Origin of the sequence: Streptomyces sp. NPDC047043, assembly GCF_040644055.1 — a bacterium.
GTDB lineage: Bacteria > Actinomycetota > Actinomycetes > Streptomycetales > Streptomycetaceae > Streptomyces.
The window spans coordinates 20,573-42,227 of sequence record NZ_JBEYVO010000036.1 but is presented as its reverse complement, the minus strand read 5'-3'; the positions used below and the strand labels follow the sequence as shown (position 1 = coordinate 42,227).

The 21,655-nt window shown below is 71.2% G+C and carries 18 protein-coding genes and 2 pseudogenes; 8 read left to right on the top strand and 12 right to left on the bottom strand.

The window, feature by feature from the left end; translation table 11 throughout:
* Positions 1–3: 3 nt before the first annotated feature.
* The 5 genes from ABZ880_RS43030 to ABZ880_RS43010 all read right to left on the bottom strand — a co-directional run bounded on the left by ABZ880_RS43030 (position 4) and on the right by ABZ880_RS43010 (position 7,041).
* Positions 4–1,557, bottom strand: a complete 1,554-nt coding sequence (locus tag ABZ880_RS43030) for a Wzz/FepE/Etk N-terminal domain-containing protein (protein WP_361275351.1) — start codon at positions 1,555–1,557, stop codon at positions 4–6.
* On the bottom strand, positions 1,554–2,924 hold the full coding sequence (locus tag ABZ880_RS43025; RefSeq protein WP_361275348.1) for a Wzz/FepE/Etk N-terminal domain-containing protein: 1,371 nt from the start codon (positions 2,922–2,924) through the stop codon (positions 1,554–1,556). Before ABZ880_RS43025 ends, ABZ880_RS43030 begins: the two co-directional genes overlap by 4 nt.
* Positions 2,921–4,186, bottom strand: coding sequence for a glycosyltransferase family 4 protein (locus ABZ880_RS43020; protein WP_361275346.1), 1,266 nt, complete (start codon positions 4,184–4,186; stop codon positions 2,921–2,923). The genes ABZ880_RS43025 and ABZ880_RS43020 overlap by 4 nt, the downstream gene beginning before the upstream one ends.
* The gene (locus ABZ880_RS43015) at positions 4,176–5,492 is read right to left on the bottom strand and encodes a nucleotide sugar dehydrogenase (protein WP_361275343.1); all 1,317 of its coding nucleotides are present in this window, start codon (positions 5,490–5,492) and stop codon (positions 4,176–4,178) included. The genes ABZ880_RS43020 and ABZ880_RS43015 overlap by 11 nt, the downstream gene beginning before the upstream one ends.
* 70 nt (positions 5,493–5,562) lie before the next feature.
* Positions 5,563–7,041, bottom strand: coding sequence for a sugar transferase (locus tag ABZ880_RS43010; RefSeq protein WP_361275341.1), 1,479 nt, complete (start codon positions 7,039–7,041; stop codon positions 5,563–5,565).
* A 793-nt stretch (positions 7,042–7,834) separates the two neighbouring features.
* Here ABZ880_RS43010 and ABZ880_RS43005 point away from each other — a divergent pair.
* Positions 7,835–7,971, top strand: a pseudogene (locus ABZ880_RS43005) (IS5/IS1182 family transposase); the annotation flags it as partial.
* A gap of 16 nt (positions 7,972–7,987) precedes the next feature.
* On the opposite strand, the pseudogene ABZ880_RS43000 reads toward ABZ880_RS43005, so the two are convergent.
* Together ABZ880_RS43000 and ABZ880_RS42995 are read right to left on the bottom strand one after the other, a co-directional pair.
* Positions 7,988–8,119 (bottom strand): annotated as a pseudogene (locus tag ABZ880_RS43000) (leucine zipper domain-containing protein); the annotation flags it as partial.
* A gap of 9 nt (positions 8,120–8,128) precedes the next feature.
* Entirely contained in the window at positions 8,129–8,611 is a 483-nt protein-coding gene (locus tag ABZ880_RS42995; RefSeq protein WP_361275339.1) for an SRPBCC domain-containing protein, read from the bottom strand.
* Positions 8,612–8,711: 100 nt separating this feature from the next.
* Here ABZ880_RS42995 and ABZ880_RS42990 point away from each other — a divergent pair, with 100 nt between their 5' ends.
* A complete protein-coding gene (locus ABZ880_RS42990; protein ID WP_361275336.1) occupies positions 8,712–9,425 on the top strand; it encodes a TetR family transcriptional regulator in 714 nt (237 codons plus the stop codon).
* Between the two features lie 350 nt (positions 9,426–9,775).
* Entirely contained in the window at positions 9,776–11,485 is a 1,710-nt protein-coding gene (locus tag ABZ880_RS42985) for a protein kinase (protein ID WP_361275333.1), read from the top strand.
* Positions 11,486–12,259: 774 nt separating this feature from the next.
* On the opposite strand, the gene ABZ880_RS42980 is transcribed toward ABZ880_RS42985, so the two are convergent.
* Positions 12,260–13,225 carry a pirin family protein gene (locus ABZ880_RS42980; protein WP_361275330.1) on the bottom strand — a complete coding sequence of 322 codons (966 nt, stop codon included), beginning with the start codon at positions 13,223–13,225 and terminating at the stop codon, positions 12,260–12,262.
* 112 nt (positions 13,226–13,337) lie between these two features.
* Here ABZ880_RS42980 and ABZ880_RS42975 point away from each other — a divergent pair, with 112 nt between their 5' ends.
* The 3 genes from ABZ880_RS42975 (at position 13,338) to ABZ880_RS42965 (ending at position 14,710) form a co-directional block, all read left to right on the top strand.
* Entirely contained in the window at positions 13,338–13,829 is a 492-nt protein-coding gene (locus ABZ880_RS42975) for a MarR family transcriptional regulator (protein ID WP_361275327.1), read from the top strand.
* The gene (locus ABZ880_RS42970) at positions 13,826–14,293 is read left to right on the top strand and encodes a MarR family winged helix-turn-helix transcriptional regulator (RefSeq protein ID WP_361275324.1); all 468 of its coding nucleotides are present in this window, start codon (positions 13,826–13,828) and stop codon (positions 14,291–14,293) included. The genes ABZ880_RS42975 and ABZ880_RS42970 overlap by 4 nt, the downstream gene beginning before the upstream one ends.
* A 69-nt stretch (positions 14,294–14,362) precedes the next feature.
* On the top strand, positions 14,363–14,710 hold the full coding sequence (locus tag ABZ880_RS42965) for a tetratricopeptide repeat protein (RefSeq protein ID WP_361275321.1): 348 nt from the start codon (positions 14,363–14,365) through the stop codon (positions 14,708–14,710).
* 82 nt (positions 14,711–14,792) lie between these two features.
* Here the strand turns inward: ABZ880_RS42965 and ABZ880_RS42960 are convergent, their stop codons facing one another.
* A complete protein-coding gene (locus ABZ880_RS42960; RefSeq protein ID WP_361275318.1) occupies positions 14,793–16,235 on the bottom strand; it encodes a PepSY-associated TM helix domain-containing protein in 1,443 nt (480 codons plus the stop codon).
* A 145-nt stretch (positions 16,236–16,380) separates the two neighbouring features.
* On the opposite strand from ABZ880_RS42960, the gene ABZ880_RS42955 reads away from it, so the two are divergent.
* The gene (locus ABZ880_RS42955; RefSeq protein WP_361275315.1) at positions 16,381–17,025 is read left to right on the top strand and encodes a peptide deformylase; all 645 of its coding nucleotides are present in this window, start codon (positions 16,381–16,383) and stop codon (positions 17,023–17,025) included.
* Between the two features lie 41 nt (positions 17,026–17,066).
* Here ABZ880_RS42955 and ABZ880_RS42950 read toward each other — a convergent pair whose 3' ends face one another.
* Positions 17,067–17,480 carry a carboxymuconolactone decarboxylase family protein gene (locus ABZ880_RS42950; protein WP_361275312.1) on the bottom strand — a complete coding sequence of 138 codons (414 nt, stop codon included), beginning with the start codon at positions 17,478–17,480 and terminating at the stop codon, positions 17,067–17,069.
* A 280-nt stretch (positions 17,481–17,760) separates the two neighbouring features.
* Between ABZ880_RS42950 and ABZ880_RS42945 the strand changes: the two genes are divergently transcribed.
* Positions 17,761–19,344 (top strand): ABC-F family ATP-binding cassette domain-containing protein, encoded by a 1,584-nt coding sequence (locus ABZ880_RS42945; RefSeq protein WP_361275309.1) that lies wholly within the window; start codon positions 17,761–17,763, stop codon positions 19,342–19,344.
* A 63-nt stretch (positions 19,345–19,407) separates the two neighbouring features.
* Here the strand turns inward: ABZ880_RS42945 and ABZ880_RS42940 are convergent, their stop codons facing one another.
* Together ABZ880_RS42940 and ABZ880_RS42935 are read right to left on the bottom strand one after the other, a co-directional pair.
* Complete coding sequence (locus ABZ880_RS42940; protein ID WP_361275306.1) at positions 19,408–20,841, bottom strand: NAD(P)/FAD-dependent oxidoreductase; 1,434 nt, start codon at positions 20,839–20,841, stop codon at positions 19,408–19,410.
* A gap of 303 nt (positions 20,842–21,144) precedes the next feature.
* Positions 21,145–21,522 carry a VOC family protein gene (locus tag ABZ880_RS42935; protein ID WP_361275304.1) on the bottom strand — a complete coding sequence of 126 codons (378 nt, stop codon included), beginning with the start codon at positions 21,520–21,522 and terminating at the stop codon, positions 21,145–21,147.
* Positions 21,523–21,655 lie beyond the last annotated feature (133 nt).

Here is a 21,655-nt window from a genome sequence, read left to right as displayed (position 1 = left end):
GTCCTACCGCGCCTCCTGGTCGTTGTCCGGACCCTGTGCGGCCCACACCGGCAGCCGTTCCGTGCGCCGCCCGCCCTCCCCCACTGCCTGAACGGCGTGGGAGGTACCCCCACCGTTGTGCCGGGCCGGTGTCTCGCTGCGGCCGCGCAGTGCGGTGTGCAGCCCGTCCCACAGGGTGCCGTCGGTCCGGTCACGCGGATCGGGGTCGATCAGCACCACGCCGACCACCGGAATGCGCTGGTCCGCGAGTTGGCGTGCCACGGTGTGCAGCCAGGCGGCGTTGCCGTGCCCGGCCCGCACGACGAGCACGGTCTGGGTGCCGAGGTACTGGAGGTCGGTCCACGCCGTGCCGGGGGCCACCGAGCCGACGCCGATCCGGCGCTCCTGAGGCGACGCGGTCGCGGCCTGCTCGCCGCTGACCACGGTGGGGTCTCCCGGCTTCTGGCGGCGCTTGGCGAGCTGCGGGCCGGGCAGGCCGTCGACGATGACCGCCGGCCCGTCCGCCGCCAGTGCCCGGGTGAGGCTCAGGGCGATCACGCTCGTGCTGCGTGCACAGCCCAGTTCCAGCAGCGACAGCGGTTCCGCGGAGCCGCGCACGGTGCGGGCCAGCGTCGTGGTGAGCCGTTCGCGTGCCTTCCGGGTCCGTCGGCGCTGCCACAGCCTGCCCGACCGGCGGGGCAGCTCCGCGATGACCGAGGCGCCGAGGTTGGCGGCGATGTCCCGGCGCAGCACGGGGCGGTCCGCCACCACCACGCCGACCGCGGCCAGGGCGAGCCCGAGGAAGAGTCCGAGGACGAGTCCGATCACGGCGTCGGTGACGGCGGCCTTGGGCAGGGAGTGCCGCACCGCGCGCGGGGCGTCCACGATCTGTGTGCCGGCGATGAGCTGGGGCGTGCCGATGCGCGCCTCCTCGGCGCGCTGGCCGAAGTCGGCGATCCGCGAGGTGAGATCGGCCCGGCGGGCGAAGAGCGACTCGAGGCTCGCCGACGCTTTCGGGTCGCTGTCCGGCGATCGGCCGCCGATCTCCTTGTTGATCCCGGCGAGCTCGTCCTGCATGCGGTCACGCTGGGCGATCAGGCCCTTGGCCTCGGCGTCCGCGATGTCCCGGATCCGCTTCGCATGGTCCGCGACGAACGCGTCGGCGAGCGCCTTGGCCCGGGCCACCGCTTCCGCCTCGGTGGCCCCGGTCACGTCGATCTGGAGCACGTTGTTGGACAGTCCGGTGCCCCGGTAGTCCTTCATGAAGTCTTCCGGTTTTTCGGAGGACTTGAGGGCTCGCAGGGCCTGGTCGGCGATCTGCGTGGTGCCCAGCAGCTGGACGTCGGTGCGGATCAGCGTTCCGGTGTCGTTCGGCTGGTCCTCCTGGTGCGCGACCAGCACCTTGGTCACCGCGGCCGGCGCGGGCGGCAGCAGGACCGCCACCGCCGCGCCGATCAGGAATCCGAGCAGCGCCATGGTGCACCACAGACGGCGGCGCCTGCGGACCGCCACCACCAGTGCCTGCAGGTCGATGAGCGGAGTGGCGGCCGACGACTCCGAAGTCGTGCTTGTCGTCACGCTGAACCTCCCGTCGCGTGGCCGCGAACCGCGAACGTCAAAGTGGTGTCGTCCAAAGGACGGTCGGCAGTGCGCGTCGCACCGCTGCGGACGGTGCCGGCGAGGACGATGCCGACGACCTCGTGCCTGCCGTCCGCACACGCCTCGGCGATGCCGGCCAGCTCCTCCGCGGTCCAGCTGCCCGCGCTGAGGACGACCAGGGCACCGGACTCGGACTCGCGGTCCGGCACGATCGGCCGGTCCACCGAGACCTCCACCACCCGCAGCAGCGGATCGCCCTTGGCCTCGGTGACGAGCTGCCCGGCGGCCCGGCGGGCGACCTCGTCACCTTCCGGTACGACGACCAGCAGCCGCCGGGGGGCGGGCAGTTGGTCCCGCAGGCGGGCGCACACCCGCCGGTAGCGGATCCGCCGGTCGGCCTCGTCGCCGGACGGGTGCGGGGCCGGGATGTCCCACCGGGTGTCGACGTCGAGAAGCCGCCGGATCCGGGCCCGTGTGCCACGGCTTTCCGGCCGGTTGTCGCGCGCTTCACCAGGCACGTCGACGGTGCCGAGGAGCGCCGAGCCCAGGGCTGCGGCGATCTCCGGTTCGGTGCGCAGCCGGCGGCTCACCCGGGCGGCGGCGAGATGGCCGATGACCGCGACCAGGAAGAACAGCAGCGCCCCGCCGACGATGAGCTGCACCCTCGTCGGCGCTGCCGCGCCGGTCGGCCGGGGCGACGGCCCCATGACGACCATGCTGGCCTTGTTGGTGGCCGGGTCGGCCTCTTCCAGCTTCTTCATGGCCTCCTGCAGCGAGGTGCGCAGCTTCTCGAGCTCGGTGCGGGCCTGCACGCTCTCCACGGTCTGCCCCGGATCGGCGGCATTGGCCAGGTCGGTGATGCGGCGGTTGGTCTCCGCCACCTTCTTGCGCAGCGCCTCGGTGCCCGTGGCCACTGCGGGGTCGGCGCTGCCGCCCGCGATCCGCGCGGCGAAGGTGACGAACTGCTGGGCCACCTGGTCGGAGAGGTGCTGCGCGCGCTCCGGCGTGTCGGCCGTGCCGGAGATCTTGATGATGTTGCCGTCCGCGGCCTTGGCGCTCACCTGATCCTGCAGTTCGACGCCGTTGACGCCCTTCCAGCCGAGGGTGGCGGCCGCCCGGTCGACCACGGCCGAGCTGGTCGCGATGTCCACCTGGGTCAGTAGTTCGCGCTCCTCCCACAGCCCCGGCAGCAGTACCGATGCCGACGCCGTGTACCGCGGCGGAAACACCAGCACCGAGGTGCCGTAGCCGACGAGCGCACCCAGCACGGCGAGTGCGGCGAGAAGCCGCCATCGCCGACGGAGAATCCGTCCGATCGTGACCAGTCGGATCGTGTCATCACTCAATGGAGCGGCCTCTTCCCCTTACGGACCGGCCCACCCGCCGACACCGGAGCATGGTCCCGGCAGGCGGCGGCGTAGGCGGCGAGCAATTGCGCTTGCGAGTTCTGCCAGGACAGCGGCCCGCCGATCCGCTCCTGGCCGATCTTGCCCATCCGGGCCCGCTTGTCCGGATCGTCGAGGAGCAGCGCGATGAGCCCCGCGAATTCGGCCTCGTCGTTGGCGGGCGCGTAGACGGCGGCGTCGCCGGCGGAGACGCGCGCCTCCCGGAGGTCGAACGAGACGATCGGCCGGCCCATCGCCATGTACTCCAGGACCTTGTTCATGGTCGACACGTCGTTGAGCGGATTGCGCGGGTCGGGGGAAAGGCATACGTCCGCGGTGGACAGGTAGCGCACCAGGTCGGCGTCCGGGATGCGCCCGGTGAACTGCACCTGCTCGGAGAGCCCGAGCTGCCGGGACAGCTCCACCATCGCGTCGAAGGCGTCGCCGGAGCCGACGAACACCGCGTGCCAGTCGGTCCGCCCGAGCTCGTCGCGCAGCTTCGCGAGGGCGCGCAGGGCGTAGTCGACGCCGTCCTGCGGGCCCATGACGCCGAGGTAGCACAGCAGATGAGGCTTGCCGCGCTTCAACTCGGGCTCGGGCGGCACCGGTTGGAACCGGTCGACCTGGGGCGCGCTGCGCACCACGAAGACGTCCTCCGGCCGCCGGCCGCCGCGGCGCAGTGCGACGTCCCGGTAGCTCTCGTTCGTGGCGAGCACGATGTCGGCGGCCCGGTAGGTCCGCCGTTCCAGCGCGCACACGGCGCGGTAGAGCAGGTCCTTGCCGCGGTCGAACCGGGACAGGTACAGCTCGGGCACCAGGTCGTGCTGGTCGAAGACGAACCGTGCGCCGCGCCGCCTGAGCCACCGGGCCGCCAGGAACAGCAGGTCGGGCGGGTTGCAGGCGTGGACGACGTGGACCGGGCCGACCTTGCGGGCCAGGCGGGCCGTGTGCCACAGGGCCGATCCGTATTCCTTCAGGTAGCCGGCCGGTCCTCCGGTGGCCGCGCGCAACGGGTAGCGGTGGATCCGCACCCCGTCGATGACCGCCTCCGCCTCCGTGTCCCGCTTCTCCCCCCGGGGGCAGATGACGTGCACCTCCCAGCCCGCGTCGCGCAGCGTCGTGCACTCCTGCCACACCCGCCGGTCGAACGGCACCGACAGGTTCTCCACCAGGATCAGCGCGCGACGGGCCGGCCCGTCGCCGCTTGTTGCGTTACCAAGCAAGGCCCATGTACCCCGGTTCGGCCCGGCGCGCCTCGGCGTCGGGAAGGCGGATGAGGTCGACGATCACCGGTCCGTCCGCGTGGGGCAGCGACGCCACCACGGCCGGGTCCTTGGTCCCGACCAGGCACACCTCGGCGTGCTCGAGCACCTCGTCGACGGAGTCCGCGAGCAGCTGCGCGAGATGCGGCAGCCGACTCTCGATGTACTCGCGGTTCGCGCCGAGCAGCCGGGAGAGGCTCACATTGGCGTCGTAGATCTTGAGGTCGTAGCCCTTGCCGAAGAGCCTCTCCGCCAGCTCGACGAGCGGGCTCTCGCGGAGGTCGTCGGTGCCGGGTTTGAAGGACAGCCCGAACAGGCCCACCCGGCGCTTGCCGGTGCGCTCGACCAGGTCCACCGCGCGCTGCAGATGGTCGGCGTTGGAGGCCAGTACGTGGGAGAGGATGGGCACCGAGACGTCGGCGCGCTGCGCCGCGTGGACCAGGCTGCGCAGGTCCTTGGGCAGGCAGGAGCCGCCGAAGGCGAAGCCGGGCCGCAGGTAGGCGGGGCTGATGTTCAGCTTGCGGTCGGCCAGGAACACGTCCATCACCTGGTGCGAGTCCACTCCGAGCGCCTGGCACACCGCGCCCAGTTCGTTCGCGAAGCCGATCTTGAGGCCGTGGAACGCGTTGTCCGCGTACTTGATCGCCTCGGCGGTCGGGACCGGCACCCGGAACACCTCGCCGGGCAGGCCGTCGTACAGCGCCAACACCGCGTCGCCGCTTGCCGGGTCGAGCTCGCCGATGACGGTCTTGGGCGGGTCGAAGAAGTCCCGCACGCTCGTGCCCTCGCGCAGGAACTCCGGGTTGACCGCGACCCCGATGTCGACGCCGGCCGTGCCGCCGACGTACTTCTCCAGGATCGGCACCAGCAGGTTCAGGCAGGTGCCCGGGAGCATGGTGCTGCGGAAGACGACGGTGTGCCGCCCACCCCGTTCGGCCAGCGCGGCGCCGATCTCCTCGGTGACCCGCTCCAAGTAGGTGGTGCACAGGCTGCCGTTGGGCTCCGACGGTGTGCCCACGCAGATCAGGGATATCTCGCTGCCCATGATCGCCTCGCGGACGTCGCGGGTGGCGCGCAACGCCCCGGTCCGCACGACGTCGGCGATGAGCTCGCCGATCCGCTCCTCGACCACCGGGGCCTTGCCGTCGTTGACCAGGTCGACCTTCACCTGGTTGACGTCGACGCCGATGACCTCGTGCCCCATGCTGGCCAGGCACGCGGCCGATACGCAGCCCACGTAGCCGAGCCCGAAAACGCTGACTCTCATGCCCCGTCTCTCCCCCCAGGCAGGCCCCTGCGGCCTGCGGTCCTCGCGCCGGTCGGACGACCCCCGCGCATCAGTACGCCCCCTGCCCGTGGAGCACTGCACGCAGCGTCTTCCACAAGATCACTGTGTCCAGGGCGAGCGACCAGTCCTCCACGTACCGCAGGTCGAGGCGGACCGCCTCCTCCCACGGCAGGTCGCTGCGTCCGCTGATCTGCCACAGGCCGGTGAGGCCGGGCTTGACCAGCAGCCGCCGCCGGATGTCCGGGCCGTACGCGGCGGACTCCTCCGGCAGCGGAGGACGCGGTCCGACGAGCGACATCGATCCGGTGAGCACGTTGAACAGCTGCGGGAGCTCGTCGAGCGAGTACCGGCGCAGCACCGCTCCCACCCGGGTCACCCGCGGGTCCCGGCGGAGCTTGAACAGCAGGCCTGCGCCCTCGTTGCGGTCGGCCAGCTGGGCACGTGCCTTGTGGGCCCCGGCGACCATGGTGCGGAACTTGACGATGGTGAACTCGCGGCCGTCCTTGCCGACTCGGCGCTGGCGGTAGAAGACTCCGCCCCGGCTGTCCACCAGCACGAGCAGCGCGACGAGCACCATCAGCGGCGCGAACAGCACCAGCAGGACCGCCGCGCCCACCCGGTCGACGATCTCTTTGATCGCCCGGCGGCCTCCGGTGAAGGTCGGCATGCTGACCCGCAGCAGCGGGATCCCGAGCACCGCGTCGACGTGCAGCCGGGGGCCGGCCACCTCCATCAGCACGGGGGCCACGACCATCTCGGCGTCGCTGCCTTCGAGGTTCCAGGCCAGCCGCTGCAGCCGGTCCGGTGACCAGTGCGGGTCCGGTGTGACCGCGACGACGCGGTAGCCGTCGTGGCGAACATGCTTGGCGACGTCCGACAGTTGGCCGACGACCGGCACTCCGTCCAGTTCGTCACCGTCGCGCCCGCGACCGTCCGTCGTGCACACCGCCTCCACCCGCCAGCCGATGTGCGGGAACTTGCGGGTCCGGGTGATCAGGTCGCTCACGGTGTCCGGGCTCCCGGCGGCGAGCACCGGTCTCAGGCACCGCCCTTCCTTGCGCTGCTTGTGCAGCCACAGGCGGAGCAGATACCGGGCGGTCATGGTGACGAGCGCGATCGCGGGGATCGCGACGAATATCCAGAGCTTGATGTTGCGCGAGGTCAGGGCGATCCCGCCGAGCGCCAGGACGACGGTCGCCGTGAACAGTGAGCGGCCGAGCCGGCGGAATTCCTCGGCGCCCTGGCCGAGCACGGCCGGAGCCCATGACCGGCTCACCGCAAGTGCTCCCAGCACCAGCAGTTGGGTGCCGAAGGCGAGTATTCCCCACTTCTCGTGCCAGTTGGCCGCGTCCCGGGCCCCGAAGAAGTCGCCGATCGACGCCACCACGAAGGCGGTGGCCATGGTGTCGCTGATGATCACGGTACGGCGGTACCGATGCTCCCAGTCGCTCGCCGGCTGGCTGATTGCCCCGTTCGCCAGACGCCCGCGCGCCGACGGAAAAGGGCCGACTATTCCCCCCTGCCGCACAGAACCCCCCAAGGTCCCCAGTGGTACGACGTGGTCGACCAACACTGTTTCGCCGCCTGCGGGAGGCCCCCGCCCCCCGCACCCTGTTCCCCCCTCGGGAGGCCCCCGCCTCCCGCGCATGACATCCCGGCTGTTTCAGAGCTGCGTGAACACCGGCACTGGCGGACTCGTATGTCCTGCCAGGCACTTGAGGTGCACAGGAACCCGTCGAAACCTCGGGTGCTCCCCGCACCCAAAGCCCCTCTCGGGCTCCACGAATTGATCACCCCCACGTGCGGCGCCCGAGACGCAGCTAACGGCTCTCCGTAGCGGTGGACCCATAGATCCCCATTTGTCGCCTCGTGTCCCAGCATGTGAGGCACGGTCAATCTAGACCATCAAGCCCCGCCTGAAGAGAGGGATGTGTGGAATTTGTGCCTACGTTTTGAAGAAGAGGCCAAGGATCGGCGACCGACTGCGGATGCCGTGGCGACGAAGGCGAGCCCTGTGACCTGTGGTAACGGGTGTTCTCGGGGTTGCCGCACCGGCAACCCCGACTCGTTCCGGGGCTGCCAACTGGGCTGACCTCAGGCCCGGTTCGGCCGATTTTCATCGGTGAACACACTGCGGGGAACGGATCTTCACCGCTCCGCTCGCGCGGGCCGACGCCGAGGGGCGACCCCCGACCGGGTCATCACATCGACTCCACAATCGTGTGCACCACCGGCACGCCACCGGATCCCGCCCGAACCGGCCCGCCCGCCCACCCTCCGAACAGGCCGGAGACACGGAGACACCCGCGCCCCCACAGGCCATGGCCCGTTGCGGGTGCCCACGCGGCTCGGTCACCCCCGCACGACGCCGGATGCGGCCGTGCCCGAAAGGGCCTACTCCTCGCGCGCCATCCGAACTCCCCTCAGCAGGAGGGGCGTTCGCGCAAGTACACCGCAGATCCGGCGGCCGACCGCCGGCGTCGCGGGCGGCTGGAGCGATCTGTCATTCCGTCAGAGCCGCTCCCCCCATGCCGGCCCGCCAACCGCTTCGCCGTGGTGGGCGAGGCCTGGAAGCGCTCAGTTGCACGACGGAGTGGGCGCCCGTCACAGCCCTGCTAGTGCCGCTTGGGCCGCAAGGTGCTGTCGGGGCGCAGGGTTCCGTTGCCGTCGAGGTCGTCCAGCACGGCGGGCAGACCCTTGGTGAGCATCCTGGTGCGGACGGTGCCGAGGAGTTTGGCCATGAAGAATCCTCCGGCGCCGGTGAACCCGGTGTGGTGGTAGATAAAACGCGTCCCGCCGTCGTGCGCCGCGAGCTGGTAGGCGACCTCCGTCACCTCGCCGCCGCCCTCGTCCCGCCAGGAGTAGCGCAGCAACGAGGGCTCACGCACCTCCAGCACCTCGCACAGCACGACGCCGCTCCACCCCGGCTTCGGCCTCGCGACGAACTTGAACGTGGTGCCGACCGTGGCCGTGAAGCCCTCCGGGCGCGCGCCGGCACCGGTGGCGGTCCACAGCGGGATCAGCTCCGGATCGGTCACCGCCCGCCAGACCTTCTGCGGCGGGTGAGGGTAGTCGCGGACGATGCGGATGGTGCTCATGGCGGGCTCCTCGGGCAGGGCGTCAAACACAGCACATACTTACAGCCAATGAAAACTTACAGCAACTGAAAATATACCGGGACCGTACTAAGCTGCACCAATGAGCATGCGCACTGTGGACTGGACGGCCCTGCGCCGTCGCGACGCGGAACCCGCCGCCGAGGGACTACGGGAGCGCAAGAAGCGGCTGCTCCGGCAGCAACTGTCGGACACGGCCACCGAGATGTTCATGGAACGGGGCTTCGACGCCGTGCGCGTCTCCGAGATCGCCGAGGCCTGCGGGGTGTCGGAGAAGACCGTGTTCAACTACTTCCCCACCAAGGAGTCCCTCGTCCTGGACCTCGGCGAGGCCACGTTGGACTCCCTGCGTTCCACGCTGGCCGATCCGGACCTGTCGCCGGTCGAGGCCGCATTGAAGATCCTTTCCGACGAGCTGGCGGCCATCACATCCTGGCTGACCGAACAGGACGACCCGGCCCAGGCGAAGGACATGCTGCTGCGCTTCGGCATGCTGATCGGATCCACCCCGTCCCTGCGGGCCTACCAGCGCGACATGGCCGACCAGCAGGTCGCCGCAGCCGCCGAAGTCCTGGCCCGGCGCCACGAGATGAGCCCGGACGACCCCGAACCACAGATCGCCGCAACCGCCCTGCTCGCCCTGTGGCCCATCCAGTTCCAGGCGCTACGCCGGCACCTGAACCGCGTCCGAACCCCCGAGCGACTGCACGACATGGTCACCGCCGACGTCGAACGCGCAGCCCACCTCATCGACACGGGACTGGCCTCGCTCGCCCCCGCCCGACACGGCAGGTGAAACAGCCGGCCGGCCACCAACAGCTGCCGATGCCCGCCCGGTCCTCAGATCGGTCGACGCCGAGCAGGCAACACCGCCGGCCCCCCCAGCCACACCCTGTAAATGACACGGCTCCGGCGTCGAGCCCACCAGGCCCCGCCCCTCACACGGCTCCTCGACCGCCGGGATCCCGGAGCCGGAAGTCCACACGCTCCCGCCCCCGGCACCCCCCACACCCCCGTGACCCGCGCGACAGAAGTGACCGATTCGCTGAACACACGCACAGGCTGGGGTTAGCCTCGTCTTCCACTCGGGTGAACTGACGTGCGTCGAACGTGACTTCGGGGGATTTCTTGTCGGGAGAGCGGCCGGTGCCGGCTGACGATGCGGCTGCCGCGCTGCGGCAGACCGGGGCCTTGCCGCTGCGGGTCGGCGACCCCGGGCGCGTCGGCCCCTATGTGCCGATGGCTCTGCTCGGCAGCGGTGGCATGGGACGGGTCTTTCTGGCACGTCCTACGGACGACAGCCCCGGTCTGGTCGCGGTGAAGGTGATCAGGCCGGAGTACGCGGAAGATCCCAGATTCCGGCGCCGGTTCGAGCGTGAGGCGTCGGTGCACGCCCGCCTTCGCACGCCGCACGCACCGCGACTGTGCGGCACGGGCTTCGATGACGAACTGCTGTGGATGGCCACGGAGTACCTCCCCGGCTTCGACCTGGCGGAAGCCGTACGGGAGGACGGCGCCCTGGCGCCCGCCGCGATCTGGCGGCTGGTGGCGGAGCTGGGGCAGGCACTGGCAGGCCTCACCGCCGAGGGGATCGTGCACCGGGACCTGAAGCCGTCCAACGTACTGCTGTCCGTCCGGGGCGCCCATGTGATCGACTTCGGTATCGCGAAGGCCGCAGACGCCAGTGCGATCACCGGTACCGGAAACCGGGTGGGGACTCCCGCCTACATGTCGCCCGAGCATCTGAGGGAGGGACGGTCCGACACGGCGTCGGACGTGTTCTCGCTGGCCGGGACACTGGTCTACGCGGCAACGGGGCGTGCGCCGTTCGGCGACGGAACCGGCGTCGACGTGATGCACCGGGTGGCGTTCGAGGACCCGCGTCCCGAAGTGATCGGTCAGATATCGACGGCGGATACGGAGCTCGGCTCGCTGCTGACCGCCTGCCTGGCCAAGGAGCCCGAGCGGCGGCCCACCCCACAGGAGCTGATCGACGCGGCCGGAGCGCGCACCGTGCCGTCGACCTGGCCGGAGCCGCTGGGCGGCAAAGTACTCGCCCGGCAGCGGGCGTACGAGACGCTGCACCGCGTGCCTGCCGCGGGCACGACCCGTTCAGGGTCTGCGGGTGATCTGCCCCCGGTGCCGCCCGAGCAGGTGTCCGAACCTGCTCCGTCTGCAGTGGAGCCACCGGTCAAGGCCGACGACGGCCCGGCGGAAGCCCTTGGCCGCCCCCGGAGGAAGCCGTGGTTGATCGCCATCGCGGGCATCTCGGCCTGCGCCGTGGTTGCGATGGCGTTACTGCTCATACGTCAGGCCCCTCCCGCCACCAACTCCACGGACGGCGGTGTCACAAGGGCCGTCGGCACCGCGCCCCGTGCCAACTCCAGCGCGCAGGTGTCCCCGAGCACGAACGGGCAGACCCGCCCGGACGTCGACGGCGTCGTAGTCGAAAACCGCGAGAGCAAGACCGGGTCCACCGCGCGACCCAGCGCTTCAGGCTCCGCCGACGACCAGCACGACGACGCCACTGCTCCAGGTACCGCGCCGGACGCCTCCCTCTCCCCCACACCGTCCGCCGACAGCCCGTCCGACGGCACCGACACCGCTCCCTGGCTCTCCGAGTGCACCTACTACGCCGGCAACGGACGCACACGCCTTGGCGACAGCGGCAAACGCGTACAGCAGGTGCAGTGCATGCTCACCAAGCGCGGGTACAGCGTGGGAAGCACCGGCGTGGACGGCGAGTTCGGGCCCGACACGGAAACCGCGGTCCGGGCCTTCCAGACCGACCGGGGGCTGAACGCCGACGGCATCGTGGCACACGACACCTGGGGTGCGCTGCGCAGCGCAGAGTGACGTCCCGGCTCTGCGGAACGAGTAAGAGACAAGGCCCCGGAGCCAGTTCGCCGGAGCGCTCCGCGATCGGCAGCAGCTGCTCCCATCCCGGGTTTCTCGCGGCGAGCCACCGCGAGGGTGGTCCACCGATCCGCACCGCGCGGGAAATTCCGATCCACATCGGTGGAGCCGCCGGCCGCACCGCGATTCCTGGCAACGCTGTCCCCGCGCACCAGGTGATCAACCACCATCTGCGGGACGCACCGCTGCGCACCTCCGCGCTCCGCGCGCTCGGCGCTCACCTCAACGTGTTCGCGGCCGAGTCGTTTCCCCACGAACTGGCTGTCATGGTCGGCCGTGATCCGGTGGAGTACCGGCTCGCGCATCTGGACGACCCCCGCGCGCGTGAGATCGTCGAGGCCGCCGCACGGCAGGCGGGGTGGCCTGAGTGCTGCCTACTGCACCGTGGTCGCCGAGTTGGAGGCCGTCGCCGAGGGCGGTGCGATTCAGGCAACGAGCTGGACGGTGAAGGAACGGGTTCGCTTCGACCGTTTCACCGTGACCGGCCAGGACTGGGAGAGCTACCCGATCCTCCGGTTCTCCGAGGCACAGGGCCCGACAACCGCGGCGATCGACAACGCCGTTCATGCGGCGCTGACGGACGGGTCCGTGCCCTGCCGCTCGCGCCGGAGCAGATCGTTGCAGCCATGCCTGACGGAGCGACGAGACAGGGCAGCCCGGCGAGCCGTCGCGCCTGCCAGTGCGCGGTTTCGCCGTGCCTGCCTGCAGAGCCCCTCAGCGCACCCTCCCCCGCGGCTTCAGCGGTAGCGGCGGCAGTTCCGGAGCCGGCAGCGGATCTCCGTCGTACCCCTTCACCTCTCCGAATCGCGACCCCGTCATCCAGTCCTGCCGCGCCTGCTCGATCTCAGCCTGGGACCGTCCGATCCAGTTCCAGAACATGATCAGCTCCTCCTCGAACGGCTCACCCCCCAGGAGCATCAGGCCCGCGTCCGACTCGGCGCGCAGCGGGAGTTCGGTGCGGCCGCAGCCGAGGTAGAGCATCGAACCCGGCAGCACCGGCACCCCGTCGACCTGGGCCTCGCCGGACATGGACAGGACGGCGTACTCGAAGTCCGGCTCCAGCGGCAGGCGTACGTCCGCGCCGCGGGTGAGGGTCAGGTCGGCGCCGACGATCGGGGTGTACGTCGTGCCGGGCGAGGTCGCGCCGTCGAGGGTGCCGAGGATCAGGGTTGCCCTCAGGCCCGGTGCCGTGACGAGCGGCAGTTCGGCGTGGTGCTCGAAGTGCGGGTCGGTGTGGCGGTGGCTGTCGGGGAGGGCGACCCACAGCTGCGCGCCGTGCAGGAAGCGGGCGTGCGGGCGGGGGCTCTCCTCGGAGTGGCTGATGGCCCGGCCGGAGGTCATGAGTCCCAGTTCGCGCGGGCGGATGGTCTGCAGGCTGCCGGTCGAGTCGCGGTGCAGCACCTCGCCCTGGTGCAGCCAGCTCACCGTCTGCAGGCCCATGTGCGGGTGCGGTGGCACCTGCATACCGGGCTCGTCGGCGATGTCGTCGGGGCCGTAGTGATCGACGAAGCACCAGGCGCCGACCATGCGGCGGCCCAGGTTGGGCAGCAGGCGGCTGACTTCGGTCGACTCGCCGAGCTTGACGCGGCGAGGGCTGAGGAGTTCGCGCACCGGCTCCGCCACCACGAAGCCACGGCCGCCGCACACGGCGGGAACCGCCTCGCGATCAAGATTGCTCATGGCGCCAACCTAGCCCTGCCCGGGGGGTCGCGTCAGGCCGTCGCCCGGCCTGTCTTGCGGCCTCTCGAAGAAATAGCAGCCATGTACATAATAGCCATGTACGGTATTCATCATGAGCAGAGGTTCCGAGAAGGCGACGCCCGGCTTCCTGGTGTGGCGCCTGTCGATGAAGTGGCGGGTCGCCGTCGACCGCGCGGTGGCCCCGCTCGGGCTCACCCACGCGCAGTACTCGCTGGTGGCCTCGCTGTACGGCATGCAGCGCAGCGGGGAGCGCCCCAGCCAGCGCCGCCTCGCCGACCACACCGGGCTCGAGCCGCTGTACGTGTCCAAGCTGGCCCGCAACCTGGAATCGGCCGGCCTTCTCGAACGCACCCGGGACCCCCGGGACCCGCGCGCCGTGCAGCTGGCCCTCACCGAGCAGGGCCGCGAGACCACCGGGCGCGCAATCAAGGTCGTACAGGGACTTCTTCAGCAGCTGATGCAGCCGCTGGGCGGCCTCGACGGCCCGCGTGCGCGGGAGTTCACCCGCGATCTGGCGACCCTGCTCGACGCACCTCTTGATCCGTTCGGCGAGAACACTGAGAGCGAGAAGGAGCAGTCATGACCACCACCGCACCCACCCCCACATACAGCAGCGCCCCCGCCGTCGACCCCCGCGTCATCGCCCTGGCCCACTACGCCGGGCGTGCCGTCCTGGAGCACGTGCTGGCCCGCCACGGCGCCACCTTCCAGCAGCAGATCACCCTGCGGCCGCTCGCGATCGCGGACGGGCCCGTCGAGCGCGAGGCACTCGTCGGGCAGGTCGCGGGCGCGCTCAAGGTCGATGCGGCCGAAGTGCAGGGCGTCATCGAGGAACTGATCGCCAAGGGGCTGGTGGCCGCCGACGGGACCGGCGTCCAGGCCACCGACGCCGGGCGGGAGTTCCACGCCACGGTGACCGGCGAGACCGCGCCGATCTCCGCCCGGATCTACGCCGGCATCCCGGCGGAGGACCTGGCGGCGGCCGGCCGCGTGCTGGCCCTGATAGCCGAGCGGGCCGACGCGGAGCTGGCCGCACTGACGGCCTGAGGGCCCCTCACCGCCGTAGTGGAATGTTCAACGACTCCGTTCGGTTGAGTGCACCGAAGGAGGTCACGAGTGGAGATGACGTACTACGACCACGGGACACCGGCGGAGCGCTGGGAGCGCGCGCAGATGTTCTTCGACGCCAAGGACTATGCCGCCGCGGCGCGCGTGCTGGGCGGGCTGGTCGAGGAGGTGCCGGAGCAGACCGGACCGCGGCTGCTGCTGGCGCGTGCCTACTACCACTCGGCCCAACTGCGGCGTGCGGAGAGCGAGTTGCGCGTCATCGTCGAGCGCGACCCGGTGGAGCACTACGCCCGGCTGATGCTCGGCCGCACCCTGCAGCGGCAGGCGCGGCACGAGGAGGCCGAGTCGCACCTGCGCATCGCCTCGGCGCTTGCGGGTGACTTCGAGCAGGTCTGAGCAACGCCGTACATACGACGGCCGGGGCCCGGTTCCGTGCAGGAGCCGGGCCCCGGCCGTGTCACCGTCTCGTGCCGATGCGCTACGGCACGGCCGGGTCGGATCCGGGGGTTTTACGCCGGTGGGCGATCTCGCCGAGGACGACGTCCGCGACGATGAAGGCCGCGAGCGGGATGCCGAGCAGCGGGACGAAGTAGCCGAGTACGGCGATGACCGCGACGGCCGGGACGAGGAGCTGCGGCGGCACCTGCTGCCAGGCGCCGCGCGGGATCGGCCGGCCGAAGGCGGAGCCGCGGCCGCGCTGCCACCACATGCGGTAGCCCCAGACGATCAGCAGGATCAGGGCGAGCGCGAGCGCCATCAGGGCGATCTGGTTGACCAGGCCGAAGAGGACGCCCGTGTGCAGGTCGATGCCCCAGCGGGTCAGCTTGGCGAGCAACGGGTAGCTGGCGAAGCGCAGTTCGTCGGTGACCTCGCCGGTGGCGGGGTCGACGGCGACCGAGTCCTGCTTCTCCGGCCAGCTGCGCTGCACCTGCTTGACGACATAGGCCGAGTTCGCGTCGGGGGGCGGCACGATCTCCACGGGGTCGGACAACCCCTTGGCCCGGGCCGCCGCGAGGACCTTGTCGAGGCCGACGCCGTGCTCGCCGGCCCCCGCGGAGGCGGAGGCGCCGTGGCCCGCGTGCTCGCCGCCGGCCGTCGCTGAGACGGACGGGGTGGCCTGGCCGAGCGAGGTGCGCAGTTCGTCGATGTTGGCGCCGGCGTAGGTCGACCAGGTCAGGCCGGTCGCCGACAGGAAGACGAACCCGGCCGCCGCCCACACGCCGACGGTGCCGTGCAGGCCGAGCGTGCGGCGCCGGCCGCTGGTGCCGCGCACCTTGCGCAGGGCGCGGCGGCGGGAGAACCACAGCACCAGGCCGCCGCCCGCTATCACCCACAGCCAGCTCGCGGCGAACTCGCTGTAGAGCCGGCCGGTGTCGCCGAGGTGCAGGTCGCGGTGGAGTTCGTCGATCCAGGTGCGCAGCGGCAGCGCGCCGGTCGAACCGTACTGTTCGAGGGCGCCGCGCACCTTGGCGGTGTACGGGTCGACGAAGACGGCGAGGGTGTGGTCGGGGTCGACGCCCTGGACGCCGGACAGCATCACGCGGGTGGTGGCGTCGGCCTCCGGGGAGGGCCGTACGGCCGAGACGGTGCCCTCGGGGTGCGCCTCGCGCGCCGCGGTGACCTGCTCGGAGATCGGCAGCTTGGCGTCGCCGACCTGCGCGACGGTCATCTCGTGGGCGTAGACGAGCTTCTCGGCCTGGAACGCGCCGGCGTACAGGAATCCGGTGACGGCGGCGACGAGCAGGAACGGTGCGACGAGCACTCCGGCGTAGAAGTGCAGGCGCAGGATCAGCGGGCGGAGCGGCGCCCATCTGCTGGGGGACGGCGCCGGGGCGGCGGCCGGTTGCGGGACCTCGTCCGGTGGGGGTCCCCCCGCTGGAGCGGAGCCGGAAGTGGGGGAGGTCGAGGGAGCGGTGGACATCGGCGGGCTTCTCCGGGGGACGGGGACGTGGTGTGGCGTAGCGGTCCAGTAGTCGGGCGCGGAGGGCGCCGAGTTCCCGGGGACGCAAGTGGCGTGCGTCACACACCGAGACGTCTGTCGCCGACGGTCATGGCATCCTGGCCCGATGGCAACTCCCCGTGATCACGCACCCCTTGCCGAGCAGGTCGAGGAACTCCTCGCCGCCGGCGGCCCGTTGCCCATCGTCGCGGCCGGCGACCCGGTCCTGCGGCGTGGCACCGAGCGCTTCCACGGCCAGCTCGACCCGGCATTGCTGGCCCGCTTCGTCGAGGCCCTGCGGATCACCATGCACGAGGCGCCGGGTGTGGGTCTGGCCGCGCCGCAGGTGGGGGTGCCGTTGCGGATCGCGGTGATCGAGGACCCGGCGCCGGTGCCGGAGGAGGTGCGGCTGACCCGCGGGCGGGTGCCGCAGCCGTTCCGGGTGCTGGTCAACCCGTCGTACGAGCCCGTCGGCGCGGCCAAAGTCGCGTTCTTCGAGGGCTGTCTGAGCGTGCCGGGCTGGCAGGCGGTCGTGGCGCGGCCGCGCGAGGTGCGGCTGACGGGCGAGGACGAGCACGGCCGCGTGGTGGACGAGGTGTTCTCCGGCTGGCCCGCGCGGATCGTGCAGCACGAGACGGACCACCTCGACGGGACGCTCTACCTCGACCGGGCGGAGCTGCGCTCGCTGTCGTCGAACGAGGCGATGGCCCGGCGGTGGACGCAGGCAACGCCGAAGGAGGCGGCGAAGGCGCTCGGCTTCGAACTGCCGTAAGCCTCGCACTGGGTTTCTCGCGGTCCGGGCCGCTTCAGTTCTCAGCTCTCCTGAGGCGATTCCGCGTCGTCGTGTTCGGCAAAGACCTCGCGTGCCACGGCGTAGCTGTCAAACGCGCGAGCCACACCCGCGTAGACGGCCATCTGGATGAAGGCTTCGACGATCTCCTCCTTGGTCACGCCGTTGTGCAGGGCGATACGCAGCTGGCCCCGGAGCGGCTCGAGGATGCCCAGGCTCGCCGTGATGGTGACCGAGACGAGGGCGCGGGTGCGGAGGTCGAGGTGCTCGCTGCGAGTCCATGCGTCATTGAAGGCGTGCTCGGTCGCGATCCGTGTGAAGTCGTAGGCGTTGGCGGGTTCCGTCGGCCGTGGATCAACATACGGCGCCAAGCTGAAACCCAGGATCTGCTCGGCGTTGTTCAGAGCACGCGTGTAGTCAGCGCTGTGTCCCGTCATACCGCCATTCTGCGCGCTGCCGCCCCAGGACCGTCGGACCGTCACGACGAATCGCATGTCCAGCGTGCGCCCAGGACGTGTCTCTTCGGCACATGGCCGGCCCGCCCCTGGCCAACCCCGGCTCCGGAGGCTGACGCAAGCCTCGCACGCCGTAAATGAGAGGCGCTCGCGCAGCGCCCCTCGCTAGCCTGACCCCATGTCTACGCCCCGAATTTCTTAGCTCAGGACCCGCTTCCACGCCACCCGTGTGTCCTCTTGCTGATTTTCGGAGCGTCTTCTCATGATCACCGTTCGTGGTGTCGACGTGCGCGTCGGCGCGCGTCTGCTGCTGTCCGGCATCTCCTTCCATGTATCCCCCGGCGACCGCATCGGCCTGGTGGGCCGCAACGGCGCCGGAAAGACCACCCTGCTCAACACCCTGGCGGGCGCGGTGCGTCCGGCGGCCGGGACCGTGACCCGCACCGGCGAGGTCGGCCATCTGCCGCAGGACTCGCGCGCGGCCGACCCGGCGGTCACCGTCACCGACCGCATCCTGTCCGCGTGCGGTCTCGACCTGGCCGTACGCGCGCTGCGTCGTGCCGAGGCCGCGATGGCCGACGGGTCGCAGCGGGCGATGGACGCCTATGTGCGTGCGGAGGCCCACTTCCAGGCCCGCGGGGGTTACGCGGCGGAGGCCGAGGCCGCTCGGATCGCCGCCGGGCTCGGCCTGCCCGATGACCTCCTCGGCCGTCCGCTCGGTGCGCTGTCGGGCGGGCAGCGCCGTCGCGTGGAGCTGGCCCGCATCCTGTTCGCGGATCACGGCACGCTGCTTCTCGACGAGCCGACGAACCACCTGGATGTGGACTCGATCACCTGGCTGCGTGCCTTCTTGACGACCTGTCAGGCCGGGATGGTGCTCATCAGCCACGACACCTCCCTACTCGCCGACACCGTCAACCGGGTCTTCCACCTGGACCCGCAGCGCGCCACGATCGACGTCCACAACACGGGCTGGGACGCCTACCTCGCCCAGCGCGCGGCCGACGAGCGGCGGCGGACGCGGGAGCGGGCGAACGCCGAGCGCAAGGCGGCGTCGCTGCATGCGCAGGCGGACAAGATGCGCGCCCGGGTGTCGACGGCGGTGGCCGCGAAGAACATGGCCCGCCGCGCCGACCGTCTGCTCGCCGACCTCGAACCGGTGCGGCGCGCCGACACGGTGGCCCGCATCCGCCTGCCCGAACCGACCCCGTGCGGACGGATCCCGCTGGGTGCGATCAGCCTGACGAAGTCGTACGGCGGCCGGCGCGTCCTCGGCGGAGTGGACCTGGCGGTCGACCGGGGCAGCCGTCTGATCGTCCTCGGTCCCAACGGGGCGGGAAAGACGACCCTGTTGCGGATCCTGGCCGGTCAGGTCGCGCCGGACAGCGGCCGGGTGGTGCCCGGGCACGGGCTGCGGCTGGGCTACTTCGCGCAGGAACACGACACGCTGGACCCCGAGTTGACCGTCGCCGGGCATCTCGCGGCCGCCGCCCCGCATCTGACGGACGGTGAAGTGCGGCGTGTGCTGGGGTCGTTCCTGTTCGGCGGGGACGACGCCGCCAAGCGTGTCGGTGTGCTGTCCGGCGGGGAGAAGACCCGCCTCGCCCTGGCGGGTCTGGTCCACTCCGGTGCGAACGTGCTGCTGCTGGACGAGCCCACCAACAACCTGGACCCGGCCTCCCGTGCCGAGGTCCTGGCGGCGGTGGGCACCTATCCGGGCGCGATCGTCATGGTCACCCACGACGAGGGCGCCGTGGCGGCGCTGCGCCCGGATCGCGTGCTGCTGCCGGAGTCCGAGGAGGACCTGTGGAGCGAGGACTATCTGGAGTTGGTGGTGCCCGCGTGAAATCCCGTGCGGCAGGCTTCCGTCAATGAAGTCCCCTGCCACAGAGGTCAGTTGGCGCGGTGGTCAGTTGTCGCGGTACGCCTCCAGCAGCCGCAGCCACACCTCGCTGATCGTCGGGAACGACGGCACCGCGTGCCACAGCCGGGCGATCGGGACCTGGCCGGCGACCGCGATCGTCGCCGAGTGGATGAGCTCGCCGACGCCGGGGCCGACGAAGGTGACGCCGCGCAGGATCTCCTTCTCGAGGTCCACGACCATGCGGGCGCGGCCACGGTAGCCGTCGGCGTACAGGCCGGCGCCGGATGCGGAGGTCATGTCGACGTCCACCGCGCGCACCCGGTGCCCGGCCTGTTCCGCCTCCGCGAGGGAGAGGCCGACGGCGGCCGCCTCCGGGTCGCTGAAGACGACCTGGGGGACGGCGTGGTGGTCGGCGGTGGCGGCGTGGGCGCCCCAGGGGTCCGACTCCGGGATCGGTACGCCGGAGGCGCGGGCGGCGATGGCGGCGCCCGCGATCCGGGCCTGGTACTTGCCCTGGTGGGTCAGGAGCGCGCGGTGGTTGACGTCGCCGACCGCGTACAGCCAGTCGCTGCCGGACACCAGCATGCTGTCGTCGACCGGCAGCCAGCCGCCCGGCTCCAGGCCGACCGTGTCCAGGCCGATGTCGCCGGTCTTCGGGCGGCGGCCGGTGGCGAAGAGGATCTCGTCGGCCTCGATGCGGTCGCCCTGGTCGGTCACCACCACAACGGTGCCGTTCTCGCGGGTGACCGACTCGACCGATGTGCCGGTGCGCACGTCCGCGCCGGCCTCGGTGAGGGCCTCTGCGACCAGCTCCCCGGCGAACGGCTCCATGCGGTTGAGCAGGCCCTTGCCGCGGACCAGGACGGTGACCTGCGCGCCCAGGCCCTGCCAGGCGGTGGCCATCTCGGTGGCCACCACTCCCCCGCCGACCACCACGAGACGGCCGGGCACGGCCTGCGCACTCGTTGCGTTCCTGCTGGTCCACGGCTTGACCTCGGCGAGGCCCGGCAGGTCGGGCAGCACGGCGTCGGTGCCGGTGCACACGGCGACGGCGTGCCGGGCGGTGAGCACCTTCTGCCCGCCGTCCGAGCCCGTGACGGTCACCGTGCGCGGTCCGGTCAGGCGGCCGTGACCGCGGTGGAGGTCGGCACCGATGCCGTCCAGCCACCCGGCGGCGCCGCCGTCGTGCCAGTCGGAGGTGTAGTAGTTGCGGTGCGCGAGTACGGCGGCCGCATCGAGGGGCCCCTGCACCGACTGGCGCAGCCCGGGCACGCGGCGGGCCTCCGCACGCGCGATGACCGGGCGCAGCAGGGCCTTGCTGGGAACGCAGGCCCAGTACGAACACTCGCCGCCGACCAGCTCGCTCTCCACGACCGCGGTGGACAGGCCGGCCGCACGGGTGCGGTCGGCGACGTTCTCCCCCACGGGTCCCGCCCCGAGCACCACGACGTCGTACGCGATGGTTTCCGATTCCGTCATGGGCTCAGTCTGGTGTCCTGTCCGTGTTCTGGCGAGCTTGGGTACGCGTGTCCGGCTGCCGTCGGCGATTCGTCCAGCGGCTCTGGGCGTGCTGTCCGGACAGGTTGGTGACGCAGCTGACTGGGGTTTGACCGCTGATGCCGGTGTGGGGTCGGCCGGAGCCGTCGTTGCCGATGGGCGCGAAGCCGGGCCGGCCGCGACGCCATGCCCTGTCCGAGGCGGCCAGCAGCTGATGAACAGCTCGCCCAAGCCTGAGCGCTACGGCGTCTGACGGAGGGGAGGATACCTGTCACGCCGGTGATGTCAGGAAGACGTCAGGCAGAAGGGGTGGCCAGCCGGATCCAGGAGTACCCGCCAGCGTCCGCCGCCGGGCTGATGGTCCGGTTTGGCCGCGCCGAGTTCCAGCGCCAGCTCTTCCATCGCATCGAGGTCGTCAGCGCGGAAATCCAGGTGGAACTGTTGCGGCACCTCCTGACCCGGCCACTGCGGAGCCCGGTATCCGTCAACCCGCTGGAATCCCAGATCACAGCCGGAGTCGTCCGTCAGAGCGACGAACTCGCCCGTGCTGAAGAGCTCGCGCATCCCGGTCAGCGCACCGTAGAAGCCCGCCAGCGCCTGCGGGTCGGCACAGTCCAGAGTCACCCCGCGCAGTTCAGCGCCTGGCACTATTCGCTCCTTCATGTCCGCGCGTCTGTCTCCGTAAGCCGCCGCTGCACGCGATCACAGGCCCACAGCCACACCGTACTCGCCACATCCACCGCTGAAGTAGCGGTTTACCCCTGCCTCAGAGCAACGGGTGGCTGTGACCAGCGCG